The following is a 12,559-nucleotide window of genomic DNA, read 5'->3' as shown; positions in this document are numbered from 1 at the left end:
AAAATGTGTACTAGAGATTGGATGAGTCTGATCAACTAATTATGCGGAATGGTATTAGTATAAATAGTGACCATGATCGCATGGATCAAAACCGGTTTTGTTATCCGTTAATAACGAGACTTAGTTCAAATAATAATCGATATTATTTAGGGTAGACTAAAAACCAATCATATAGTTTGATAAATAATTCACTAAATTGTTTGTTAGATTACTTACTGATTTTTTACTAATAATGGAAAAAGTCGAATTTAATCCTACTGAATTTTTTCTAAGTTGATTCTCTGATTACTTTTAAGTCTATTTTAAAATAAGGAAATAACGATGAAAATTAATACCTTAACTCTCGGGTTAGCGGCTAGCTTGCCATTTTCTAGTTTAGTGAGTGCTACCACTATTGAATATTGGACGACACAAACGCAATCGGACAGACTTCAAACCATTGAGGTGATGGCTGATGTTTTTGAGGCGCTTAATTCAGGTATTGAGGTGAAAATAATTGCAGTCGACGAAAACGATATGCCAAAACAAATAGCAGCTGCGGCAGCATCGAATACATTACCGGATATGATTGAAGTAGGGTCTGACCTTTCATTAGCTTTTGCTGAAGAGGGCATTATAGACGTTGCTTCTAATACGGATCTGGTTAAACGAATTGGTCAACAACGTTTTTATTCTGGTGCACTTAAGTTAGTAGAAAGTACCACGCTTAATGAATACGTTTCTGTTCCTTATAGTGGCTGGGTACAAGGTATTTGGTATCGTGCCGATTGGTTTAAAGAAGCTGGGTTAGCGCCACCGACTACTTGGGAAACGATTGAAGCTGCTGCAAAGTACTTTTATAAACCCACAGAAAATCAATACGGTATTTTGATTGGTACTAAAGCGGATAATTATGCTGAGCAATGTTATACACAATTTGCATTGTCTAATGATGCTGGGCAGTTTAATAAAAACGGTGAACTTGTTTTTAACTCGAAAGCACAAAAAGAAGTCTTAGACTTTTATAAAAACTTATCGCAATACAATCCTCCTGGTCCACAGAGTTGGAGAGCACGAGATTATTACTTACAAGGTAAGTTAGCGATGTTCTTTTACTCATCTTATATTTTAGATGATATTGCGCTTGCAGAAGCAGCTGCTAGTTCATTGAGTTCTGAAAACTTTACTGACCTTAAAGGTGCGGCTTTTGATCCTGATTTAGCGAAAAATACACGCTTAGCCACCACCATCACTAAAACGTCTCCTTCGTCATTCGGTACTTTGGTTGGACTGAGTGTGATGAAAAATGAGAATAAAGAAGAGGTTGAAGCAACTAAAGCATTCATTGAATATATGAATGAAAAAGACCAAGTGGTTGCTTATTCACATATGGCGGTTGGCGGGCATCTACCAATGTTACGAGATATTGCTGAAACTGATGAATTCTTAAATGATCCTAAAGGCATTTTTGCGCAATACGGCAAAGAGTCTATTAAGGAAATCGTTGCAGGTTTTGACAATATTAAGAATTTCTCTGTCGTGGAAGGAAAAACCTTTCCTAAGTCTGGTGAAATCTTTGCGAAACAAATTATTCCTCGCATGATTTACCGCGCGACGATTGAAGGTGAAGAGTCACAAGCGTCATTGGATTGGGCTGAAAAGCAGATGAAACAGGTTGTTTCTGAATAATTAATTTTAATTCGCGCTTGTTATTCTGTTATACAGATATCAATGATCCATATGAGGCAGCTTCCTCATGTGGATAAGGGAACACTATGACGCCACTAGAACGAGCTGAAGCTAAGTTTGGTTGGAAGTTGGTCGCACCGACTATTCTCATTCTTGGCTTACTGATTCTTTATCCACTGATGTATAACGTTTATCTGAGTTTTTTTGATGTTCAGTTAAACGGTTATAAAACATTTGTTGGCTTTGAAAACTACATAAAATTACTGACAAACACCGATTACTATTCTGCAATCGGCACAACTAGTTTGTATTTATTAGGCACCGTTGTAGGAACAACGCTATTAGGTTTGGCGATGGCGCTGTTGTTGAAAGACCCTTTTAAAGGACGTGGTTTGGTTAATGCCGCCATTATGCTGCCCTATGTTGCACCTGTTATTTCAGTTGTGTTTGGTTGGCAGTTTTTGTTTGATCCGATTTCAGGCGTTGTGAATTATCTGTTTGTCGATGTATTGGGGATATGGAGTGAACGCACCAATTTAATTGGTGATCCTGACTCTGCGTTGTGGGTAGTTGTGTTGTTTGATATTTGGAAGCATGCACCTATTGCTTACTTACTCATATTATCGAAGTTAGTGTCAGTATCACGAGACCAATATGAAGCCGCTGCGATAGATGGTTATGGGCCGATTGGTCGTTTCTTTCATGTGACGTTACCTGAGTTGTACTTTGTACTGGCGACAGTGGTGTTACTTCGCCTTATATGGAACCTTAACCGTTTTGAAGATGTGTATCTTCTTGCACCTAATGTGCAAACCTTGCCTATTTTTACTTATTACCAAGCCTTTACTGGCGTTATCGATCAAGGCTTAGCTGCAGCAACGTCCGTTATTCAGTTGGCCGTGTTGTCCGTATTCATTTGGTTTTACATCAAAAAAATAATGAAGTGGTGATTTAACATGTTAGGAAAACGTACATTAACAGGACGTATTGGGTTTGCTTTAGCTATATTATTATTGGTGAGCTTTAGCTTATTACCTTTTGCACAAATTCTTTCAACGTCCCTTAAACATCAGTATGACTGGGGAAACCCTTCGTTGATCCCACAAACTATTAATCTAGACGCGTACAAAGAGCTATTAGGATTAACGGAAGCTAAAAAAGTCGAAATACCCGCTGCCATTCAAAAGATACTCAATAATCCAAAGTTACCTAAAGATAAAAAAGAGGCTATTGCCGCTAAATATACGTCTAACGATAACTTGTTCCCTTTTGGTAAGTACATGCTTAATAGCATTATATTTTCCGTTGGTGCCGCAACATTCTCATTGGTGTTCTCTGTCATGGGAGCCTATTCAATTAGTCGATTACGTTTTAAAGGACAAGTGGTGATACAGCGATCCGTGTTGTTTGTTTATATGGTCGGTGGGGTGTTATTGATGGTGCCTTTGTATCAAATGGCGATGAATATTGGGTTAGCGTCTTCCTTATGGGGAAGTGCCTTCTGTTTGTTCTTGATTTACATTGTTCAAACCTTACCGGTGGGTATGTATATGTTAGGAAATTACTTTAGAGGCATTCCTTTCGCATTAGAAGAAGCGGCGATGATGGATGGCTGTTCACGTAAGGAAGCGATTATCAAAGTTGTGTTACCGCTTTCTTTACCTATGTTAGCCACGGTTTTTATTTACTGTTTTATTATTGGCTGGAACGAGTATTTATTTGCGTCAGTATTCCTTAAACAATATCCAGAATTCCATACGTTACCATTAGCATTACAGGAGTTGTTTGTATCCAAAAATGCAATTTGGGATCGGATCATGGCAGCATCAATGTTGACTTTGGCACCGATTGTAATTTGTTTCTTATTTGCATCTCGCTTTATGAAAGGCGGAAAAACAGACGGTGGGGTTAAAGGATAATTATGGCGGCTATTACATTAAAAAACATCGTTAAAAGTTACGATAAAACACAGGTTGTAAAAGGCATTGATTTAGAGATTGATGATGGTGAGTTTGTGGTGCTAGTTGGCCCTTCTGGTTGTGGTAAATCAACAACACTAAGAATGATTGCAGGCTTAGAGCAACCAACCTCTGGTGACATTATTATAGGCGACCGCGTGGTGAACAATATTGAACCTCAGAACCGTAATATTGCGATGGTCTTTCAAAACTATGCACTCTATCCTCATAAGTCAGTTAAGGAAAATATCGTGTTTGCGTTACGTCGTTTAAAGGTTGATAACGATGAAATTGAACGTCGCTTGAGTGAAATCAGTGAGATGTTACAACTTGAGGAATTATTAGAGAGAAAACCTGCCGATTTATCCGGTGGTCAGCGTCAACGTGTTGCCATGGGGCGCGCGATTATACGAGAAGCCGATGTGTTTTTATTTGATGAACCTTTATCGAATTTGGACTCGAAATTACGTAGCCACATGCGCACAGAAATAGGCAAAATCCATAACAAATTTGGTCGTACAAGCGTGTACGTAACCCATGATCAAGTCGAAGCTATGACCTTAGCGGATAAGGTTGTGGTATTACATGATGGTTATATTGCTCAATCTGGAACACCAATGGAGATTTATCTTAATCCGACCAATATATTTGTTGCGCAGTTTATCGGTTCGCCTTCTATGAATATTATAGAGGGGACGTTGTTCAATGATTACTTGGATATTGACGGTTATCACTTGCCAAGAAATAAGTTATCAAATGTCGCTTATCAAGAAACAATTTCTGAGGCTGGGCTTAAGGTAAAAGTAGGTATTCGCCCTGACTTTTTTAACGATAAAGCGTTCTTTTCTGAAACAGGGATTACCTTTAACTTTACTGGCCTGACTATCGACCTCATTGAGCCGATGGGGTTTGATAAAGAGGTTTTATTTAACCTAGCGGGTAGCTCGGTAAAAGCGCGATTAGATTTACGTTCTGATATTACATTAGGCGCAAAAATTGATTTGCTGGTCGATCTTTCTCGTGTGTTAATTTTCGACCATGAAACAGAGCAGCGTCTCTAATACCAAAAGAATTAATAAGGTGATCATTCTTGCTGGTTAAAATCACCCCTAACTGCGTTGTGAGTTTTGAAGTGAGAACAACTATCTCCTACAACTCACGCCTTATTAGTGTTAATTTTTCCTGCGCAATCTCTGATCACTTATTTAATTCCATTGGTATAAGTTGCAGATTGATTGTTTAATATCTCAATATTAGGTGATTTATGTCGATTAAAAAACTGGCAGCACATTTAGGCTTATCAAAATCCACCGTATCCAGAGCGTTAAATGGTTACACAGATGTGAATGAGCAAACACGTGAAAAAGTATTAAAGGCCGCTCAGGATATAGGCTATAAAGCGAATCCTACTGCTAAACGGTTAGCTTCTGGTAAGTCTCGCAATATTGGTATAATTCTGCCTGCCCATTCAAGAATGTTTGTCTCATCTGCCTTCTCCAAGGTATTAGCTGCAGCTGCTGAATTTTTAGCAAAACATGATTATCAGTTAATTGTGACGACTATTTTTGATTGGCAAGATGAACAACAAGTCTATTTTGATTTCATCACCAGTGGGTTAGTTGATGGTATTTTTATTGTGCGTACTCGCCATCTTGATCCACGGATCTCAATGTTGAAAAAGTATCAGTTTCCCTATGTTTGCTTTGGGTTTGATACTGATTTTAAGAATGACTGTTTTGTTGATGTGGATAACGCACAAGCTTTTTATGACCTGACACAACGCCAAATAATGCATGGCCATTCACGCATCGCTTTTTTAGATGCGCCAAATGAATTGACGGTTTCACAAGCGAGAAAACAAGGGTATTTACAAGCCATGCATGAAGCGCATATATCGATTGATCCACATTGGCTATTAAATGGTGAGCTTAATGAACTTGATGCGATGAAAATGACTCAGAAAATCATGTTATTAATTCACCGTCCTACTTGTATTTTGTGTGCAGACGATACGATGGCGTTAGGTGCTATTGCTGCTTGTGAAACGTTAGGCTATCAAGTCGGTATTGATATTGCTGTTGCAGGTTATGGGGATTATGAACATAGCCGTTATAACAACCCCTCTATTACTACCGTTCAATATGATATTAATGCGGTTGGTGAAGGGATGTCTAAATTGATGTTAAATAAGGCCGAAGGTAAGCAATTTGAGGTTAAAAATTGGCACGAAGCGACGATTGTGATTAGACAGTCAGATGATTACTCTATAACTAATGAAACATGACTATATAACCAAAGAAAAATGACTATATTGCTGTATTTAGGGGGCTCAATGCATTTATAACCCTGTCCGAAATCAGTGTATTTACTTCACGCTTTATTTTAATATTCTTTATTTTCAGCACACGCTAACTTCTGTATCAATATAGTGATGATGAGTTAACACAATGAATCATTATTCCTTAACGACCCTTAGTCGCTTATCATTTTTATGTAATGTCTAAGCAATATCTAAGTAATGCTATGCAATAAAAATTATAATTAATGACATCCAAATTCTTATAATAGAATTATTCCTTTATCTTCATTCTTGTTTCAAATTAAGTGATTTTGGGATAAGAAATTATTTTAATGTATTCAATAGAACTTTTAGTTTTTAAATTACAATAAACAGGTCCTTGTTGAATGTCATCTATTAGTAAGGTGCTATATTTATACTAATAAAAAATAAGTGGTTATGAATGGAATGAAAAATATTAATATCGGTAATGCACAATATCTTTTCTCTAGGCATGTTAAACACCTTGTCATTGCGCTGACGTTAATTTTCTTTGCTTCTTTATTACTTATTTGGTCATTACAGTCGATTGAAAAAGACATTACTTGGTTTGTTTTTTATCCTGCAGTTATATTGGCAACGCTCTATGGAGGAATCTCTGCAGGCTTTATAACTACGTTATTAACTCCCTTTACACTATTTTTTATCTGGCCTTTAATTTCTACTTATTCCTTAATTAATAATATATGGGACATCATGGAGGTGTTTTTATTTATTATTATTTGTAGTTATATTTCTTACCAACATGGTTTATTGCAGCGTAATAAAGCACAGTTAAAACAATCCAAATCGGAACATCAAGCAGATCAACAGGAGCATCAGTTTTTCACTAAATTGATTCACTCTATGCCTAATATGATTGGTTATTGGGATAAAGAATTAAATTGTCAATTTGCTAATAAAGCATTCAGTGAATGGCATACTCAACACCCTAAAGATATTATTGGCCTTTCTTTTAAGGAGTTAGCTGGAGAAGAGCTTTATCGTTTAAACGAACCTTATATTAATAATGTGTTAACAGGAAAAGCACAGCGATTTGAACGTATTCTGAAAAAAACGGATGGCAGTACAGGTACTATTCTAGCGCAATATATCCCCGATTTTGATAGTGACGGTTCTGTGAAAGGTTTTGCCATTCAGTCCAGTGAGGTCACTGAATTAAAAGAAACGGAAGCACAGTTAAAGTTAGCAACATGTGTTTTTGATAGCACTATTAATGGTATTTTAATTACTGATGTTAATGGCGTTATTTTATCGGTTAACCCTGCTTTCACTCATATCACTGGTTACTCTGCGAAAGAAACAATTGGGTTAACACCGCATATTCTTAAATCTTATCGCCAAAACAAAGATTTTTATATTTCATTGTGGGCTGAATTAAAAGAGCGGGGGAAATGGTCAGGAAAAATATGGAATCGTCGTAAGAGTGGAGATGTCTTTTTAGCACAAATGGACATTAATATGGTGAAAGATGAAGAGGGGAAAACAATTCGATATGTCTCCGTATTCTCTGATATAACCGATCTTTGGCATAAAGATGAAAGTTTAAAGCATTTAGCTTTTTATGATGCATTAACTGATTTGCCTAATCGCACTCTATTAATGGAGCGTTTAGGGCAAAAAATTATTAGCAATCAACGCAGACAGAATAGACTTGCCGTTATGTTTTTAGACTTAGATGGCTTTAAATTAGTGAATGATACCTTTGGGCACAATATTGGAGATGAATTATTAAGGACGATCGCTAGTCGGTTATTAGTGCTCGTTAGGGAGTCTGATATCGTGGCGCGTTTAGGAGGGGATGAGTTTATTTTTGTAGTTGATAATACAACTCAAAAAGAGGAAGTCTTAGAACTTGCGGAACGTATTATAAGTTCTATTAAAGATCCTATTGAAATTAATGGTCATCATTTACAGGTAGGTTCATCAATTGGAATCTCGATGTTTCCTGATGATGGAGGCACATCGAAAGAGTTAATCGAAAAAGCAGATCAGGCGATGTATAAGTCAAAAGTACTAGGACAAGAAGCTATCCATTTTTATACCTCTTGTTCTTAAGCAGCCAATTAATGGTCATTATTTGAACCCAATAATCATCAATATTCATTAAACCGTCATATTCATTTTGTACTTTGAGATAATAAAATAACTCTTCTTAAGGTTTAACATGTTAAAGAATAAAAATGGTTTAGTCAGTGCCCTTTCAGCGGTTGCTCTGTTTAGTTCAATTAATAATGCAAGTGCAACAGAGATGGATACGATCTTAGAGACCTTTCCTAAGCAGGGCAGTGAATTACCCTATTCAGTATTACGCGCTGATTTAAAAGATGCAAAAACACAATTGCCTTTTGATATTCGTAATGGTGGTTATGGTTCAGCAATGACGGCTCACCCCACACAGACTAATCAATTTTATGCACTAACAGACCGTGGTCCGAATGCTAATCATCAAGGACAATACGGTAAAGGTAAGAGTTTTCCTGTTGCTGATTACACTCCTCGTATTGGTTTATTTGAAGTTAAGGCAGGTGGTAAGATTGTTCAGCTAAAAGATATTCTATTAAAACGTCCCGATGGTCACCTGATTTCAGGTTTACCTAATAGTTCTGCATTGGGGGGGACAGGTGAAACACCTTATCATGCCGATGGAAAGCCAGTATTAGTCAATGATCAATTACCGTATAACGCGACAACAAACCCCATTAAATTAGATGATTATGGGTTAGATGGTGAAGGCTTAGTCGCTTTAAAAGATGGTTCATTTTGGGTAAGTGATGAATACGGCCCACATATTGTTCACTTTGATACTAATGGTATCGAAATAGACCGTATCAATGCGTTTAAAGATGACAGTCGTACCTCATTACATTTACCTGCCGTCTATCAGCATCGTCGTGCTAATCGTGGTATGGAAGGACTCGCCATTACTCCTGATGAAAAGGTGCTGGTGGGTATCATGCAATCTACCTTAAAGAACCCTGATAAAGCCGCACAGAAGGGCGATCTTACGCGCATCGTTAGTCTCAATTTAAGTAATGGACACACTGAGCAATATTTATATCGCCAAGAAAAACGTGAAAATGCTAACTCTGAGATTGCAGCATTAACGGCGGATAAATTTTTAGTGATTGAACGAGATGGTAGTTTCTTGCTTGGTGGTCCTAAAAAAGCAAACCCCAATGCACAAAAACAAGTCTATCGTATCGACCTTAGTACTGGTACTGCACTCTCTACTATTGCTTTATCCTCATCGTTCACTAAAGATGAAAGCCATGGTTTATTGATTGATGGCTTAACATTAGAGCAGTATGTTCAGAAAAATGGTTGGGATGCGTTAGCTGAAAAAGGCATTAAACCTGTGTCTAAAAAACGAATGATTGATATGGTCAAAGAAGTGGCTTATGCACATGATAAAATGGAAGGGTTATGGATTATTGATGACCAACATTTAGGTGTATTAAATGATGATGATTTTGCGACTTGGTCAACGGATGGAAAATTAGAACAAAAGTATTTAGATAAAAATACGGTCGATGCTAACCGCCTTTATATTATTAAAAAGAATTTACTTGGAGAGTAAATATCACTTTGAAAGGGGCTTACCTTCCCGATAGAGAGTAACTAGCTCACTCGTTAGGCTAAGCCCATTTATTAACTTAAGCTTTTTTATTCAATTAAATTCATTAACTCATTTATTAAAGTATTCATTAACTTATTCAACGCAATCAAGGTTAGCTAATGATTAATCTTGATTGCGTTGAATTAACTCATATAATTATCATCTAATCATGCACTAATCTGACACTTTATAGTTAATTTGCACCAAATTATCACGTTCATATATAAACTTAATAAATATTTTCATTACTTATCAGTCGCTTATGAATTGGTATGTTTTTTGTACCTAATAAGTAATAATTTATCTGTTATGAGTGAAAAATGTATCAACTATTCTCGTTACCTATACAAAAGATTATTCATTTTGTTGGCTTTAAAGCCATGCTTAGCTTTTATCTCTGTGTGTTATTAACCATTATCGCCACACAGATGATGATTGTTAATTTCCCTGAAAAAATATCAACTCATGCATTATCAATAGAATTAGCCATTTTACTTTATTTATCAGTCGCATTAGTGATGATTATAAATACTGAATTACAGTCTTTTAAACAGATTCTTTGTTCATTAAATGCCGATACATTTGATTATCGTGAGCTTAAAATAAGTAACTTACTGCCTGCCAGTTTACTTGAACAATTAACGTCTTCTTATCGTGAGCTTGGGCGGGTTAATGATAAAAATAAAGATAAGTTGAGTGAAGTTTCTTATTCTGCGATACAAGTTATTAATACCGCACATTCCGTGACTGAAAATGTGCAAAAACAATCGGATGCGACGAATGCAACCGCTGCAGCGATTACTGAAATGAGTGTTTCTTTAAATGAGGTTAATACTCGTATCAGTGGTGTTCATTCTTCGTCAGAAAATGCATTCAATACCGCTGAACAAGGTCGTTTATCTATTGCAGAGTTACAAGCCTCATTAGAAAAAGTCGCTTTTGAAGCAGGAACAACAGCTAATGATATTGAGTTATTAATGACACTCGCCAATACTGTTGCAGAAATTTCTGAGTCTATTCAAGGCATCGCCGATCAAACTAATTTATTAGCGTTAAATGCCTCTATTGAAGCAGCCAGAGCAGGTGAGTTCGGACGAGGCTTTGCTGTTGTTGCCGATGAGGTTAGGGCTTTATCACATCGCTCATATACTGCAGCGGATAGCATTGTAAAAAATGTTCGTTCGGTGATAAATCAAGGTAATAAAATTAGTCTTAGTATGTCTAATGTTGTTGAGCAATCTACACAATGCAAGCAAGGAGCTGATGTCGTTGATCAATCATTGCAACAAATCGAGGAAGCGACTTTCGATGTGAGGGAGAAAATAAAAACTGTTGCTTATAATGTTGAGCAACAAACACTCGCTACTAATGAAATTGCAGAACATGTTGAGCTGGTGGTACAAGGTGCTAGGGCCAATGCCGAAGTGGCAAAGCAGGCTGAAACCGTTGCAACTCACCTTAAATCATTGACACAAATCGCTGGCTAAAATTATTGAATAAGGAACAGATATGGAAATCTATATCATTATTTTATTACTGATTATTTTATTTTCAGTGTGGTTACATCATTATAAAACGAAACAACAAAAGACATTATGTGTACAAGGGCTGGATAACATCACGCATATTAAATTGCTGATCAGCGCTATACAAACTCATCGAGGGTTAAGTTCTGCATTATTAAATGGTGACCAAAGTAAACAAGTAGTGCTAGCCACTATTGAGCAACAAGTTAAAAGTGAAATTAAGTACCTTGAAGAACAGCATACCCTTGATAAAAATGGCCGTTGGGGATCGTTTACAGATCATTGGGGGCGACTTAAACAGCATGATAAAGCTCGAGATGCAGATAATAGTTTTAAACAACATACACAGTTAATCGCTAACTTACTCTATCTATTAGAAGATGAAGCAGAGAGAGGGCATTTAAATGCAGGGTCTTTTCCTAAGTTGCCTAATATTGGATTTGTATGGCGAGAGTTGGTTGTTACGACTGAAATAATAGGCCAATCGCGCGCAATAGGAACGGGTGTTGCAACGAGCAAAACATGTTCGAGTGTTCATAAAATACGTTTATCATTTTTACAACAAAACATGCAGAAAACCATTAATAGCACATTACCTAAACTATCTTCACTTGATCGTTTTACAGGTGAACATAAGGCGCTATTAAAAATCGCTAAATTAAAAATGCAGTTTTTAAGTAGTACCATTGAAAGAGAGTTAATTAGTGCAGAGAAAATCAGTATTAATCAAGATGAATATTTTGCGTTAGCGACCGATAGTATTAAAGCATTAGATTCCATATTTAATCATCAAATAGAGCAAATCCAACAAATTATTTAGGCTAAATATTAAGCCATAATCAAGGTTATCGTGAAAGTATGGCGGTAGGTGTTGTTAGTGGTAGCGATTGAGCGAATCGCTACTCGATAGAATTTAACTGATGGAAGCGTTTAAGTAATGGCAAAGGATATATGTGTTTATTGCTTATTAAGACTCTGCATCTTGGATAGTACCGACCAATAATACTGGAGCGGCATCAAGTTCAGTTGCGTCCATCATTGAAGCAATACGCTCTACGGCAGACAGTAACTGACTTTGCTCCCACTCTTCAAGGCGTTGATAGCGTTTAATAAAGTGTTCTTGTAATGGCTGTGGTGATGAGCTTAAAACCGCTTGTCCAGCTTCACTTAATGATAAGTGCACTTTACGTTTATCTGTTTTACTGCGGGTTCTGATAACAAAGTCGCGCGCTTCTAATCGATCTATAATCGTCGTCACTGTTGCTGCACTTAATGTTATTTCTTGAGCAATTTGCTTTGCAAGTGGCGCTTCAAGTTGATCAATTTTTCTCATTACCAATAACTGTGGGCCAGTTAATCCTGACTCTTTATTCAATTGACGTGAGTGTATGCTAATCGCTCTGATCACTCTGCGTAATGAAATTAATAACTGCTCTTGCTTTTCCATAAT

At 36.8% G+C, this 12,559-nt stretch carries 10 protein-coding genes; 9 read left to right on the top strand and 1 reads right to left on the bottom strand.

Annotation, left to right across the window (positions count from 1 at the left end; genetic code table 11):
• The first annotated feature begins 321 nt into the window (after nucleotides 1–321).
• The 9 genes from V6255_RS05850 (at nucleotide 322) to V6255_RS05810 (ending at nucleotide 11,929) form a co-directional block, all read left to right on the top strand.
• Nucleotides 322–1,668 (top strand): ABC transporter substrate-binding protein, encoded by a 1,347-nt coding sequence (locus V6255_RS05850; RefSeq protein ID WP_341627304.1) that lies wholly within the window; start codon nucleotides 322–324, stop codon nucleotides 1,666–1,668.
• An 86-nt stretch (nucleotides 1,669–1,754) separates the two neighbouring features.
• Nucleotides 1,755–2,618: a sugar ABC transporter permease gene (locus tag V6255_RS05845; protein WP_341627303.1), complete on the top strand. Its 864-nt coding sequence runs from the start codon at nucleotides 1,755–1,757 to the stop codon at nucleotides 2,616–2,618.
• A gap of 6 nt (nucleotides 2,619–2,624) precedes the next feature.
• Complete coding sequence (locus V6255_RS05840) at nucleotides 2,625–3,587, top strand: carbohydrate ABC transporter permease (RefSeq protein ID WP_341627302.1); 963 nt, start codon at nucleotides 2,625–2,627, stop codon at nucleotides 3,585–3,587.
• Between the two features lie 2 nt (nucleotides 3,588–3,589).
• Nucleotides 3,590–4,687: a sn-glycerol-3-phosphate ABC transporter ATP-binding protein UgpC gene (locus tag V6255_RS05835; protein WP_341627301.1), complete on the top strand. Its 1,098-nt coding sequence runs from the start codon at nucleotides 3,590–3,592 to the stop codon at nucleotides 4,685–4,687.
• A 203-nt stretch (nucleotides 4,688–4,890) separates the two neighbouring features.
• Nucleotides 4,891–5,910, top strand: coding sequence for a LacI family DNA-binding transcriptional regulator (locus V6255_RS05830; RefSeq protein WP_341627300.1), 1,020 nt, complete (start codon nucleotides 4,891–4,893; stop codon nucleotides 5,908–5,910).
• A gap of 462 nt (nucleotides 5,911–6,372) precedes the next feature.
• Nucleotides 6,373–8,022, top strand: a complete 1,650-nt coding sequence (locus V6255_RS05825; protein WP_341627299.1) for a diguanylate cyclase domain-containing protein — start codon at nucleotides 6,373–6,375, stop codon at nucleotides 8,020–8,022.
• A gap of 109 nt (nucleotides 8,023–8,131) precedes the next feature.
• Nucleotides 8,132–9,544, top strand: a complete 1,413-nt coding sequence (locus V6255_RS05820) for an esterase-like activity of phytase family protein (RefSeq protein WP_341627298.1) — start codon at nucleotides 8,132–8,134, stop codon at nucleotides 9,542–9,544.
• Between the two features lie 359 nt (nucleotides 9,545–9,903).
• On the top strand, nucleotides 9,904–11,070 hold the full coding sequence (locus V6255_RS05815) for a methyl-accepting chemotaxis protein (RefSeq protein WP_341627297.1): 1,167 nt from the start codon (nucleotides 9,904–9,906) through the stop codon (nucleotides 11,068–11,070).
• A 22-nt stretch (nucleotides 11,071–11,092) separates the two neighbouring features.
• Entirely contained in the window at nucleotides 11,093–11,929 is an 837-nt protein-coding gene (locus V6255_RS05810; RefSeq protein WP_341627296.1) for a nitrate- and nitrite sensing domain-containing protein, read from the top strand.
• Nucleotides 11,930–12,076: 147 nt separating this feature from the next.
• Here the strand turns inward: V6255_RS05810 and V6255_RS05805 are convergent, their stop codons facing one another.
• A complete protein-coding gene (locus V6255_RS05805) occupies nucleotides 12,077–12,556 on the bottom strand; it encodes a MarR family winged helix-turn-helix transcriptional regulator (protein ID WP_025565334.1) in 480 nt (159 codons plus the stop codon).
• Nucleotides 12,557–12,559: the final 3 nt, after the last annotated feature.

Origin of the sequence: Psychromonas arctica (genome assembly GCF_038155225.1) — a bacterium.
GTDB lineage: Bacteria > Pseudomonadota > Gammaproteobacteria > Enterobacterales > Psychromonadaceae > Psychromonas > Psychromonas arctica_B.
The sequence above is the reverse complement of the archived record's forward strand: the minus strand, read 5'-3'. Positions and strand labels throughout refer to the sequence as shown.

Excerpts from the sequence above, each read along its gene's own strand:
- V6255_RS05850 (WP_341627304.1), top strand. The coding sequence starts at position 322 with ATGAAAATTAATACCTTAACTCTCGGGTTAGCGGCTAGCTTGCCATTT.
- V6255_RS05845 (WP_341627303.1), top strand. The coding sequence starts at position 1,755 with ATGACGCCACTAGAACGAGCTGAAGCTAAGTTTGGTTGGAAGTTGGTC.
- V6255_RS05840 (WP_341627302.1), top strand. The coding sequence starts at position 2,625 with ATGTTAGGAAAACGTACATTAACAGGACGTATTGGGTTTGCTTTAGCT.
- V6255_RS05835 (WP_341627301.1), top strand. The coding sequence starts at position 3,590 with ATGGCGGCTATTACATTAAAAAACATCGTTAAAAGTTACGATAAAACA.
- V6255_RS05830 (WP_341627300.1), top strand. The coding sequence starts at position 4,891 with ATGTCGATTAAAAAACTGGCAGCACATTTAGGCTTATCAAAATCCACC.
- V6255_RS05825 (WP_341627299.1), top strand. The coding sequence starts at position 6,373 with ATGAAAAATATTAATATCGGTAATGCACAATATCTTTTCTCTAGGCAT.
- V6255_RS05820 (WP_341627298.1), top strand. The coding sequence starts at position 8,132 with ATGTTAAAGAATAAAAATGGTTTAGTCAGTGCCCTTTCAGCGGTTGCT.
- V6255_RS05815 (WP_341627297.1), top strand. The coding sequence starts at position 9,904 with ATGTATCAACTATTCTCGTTACCTATACAAAAGATTATTCATTTTGTT.
- V6255_RS05810 (WP_341627296.1), top strand. The coding sequence starts at position 11,093 with ATGGAAATCTATATCATTATTTTATTACTGATTATTTTATTTTCAGTG.
- V6255_RS05805 (WP_025565334.1), bottom strand. The coding sequence starts at position 12,556 with ATGGAAAAGCAAGAGCAGTTATTAATTTCATTACGCAGAGTGATCAGA.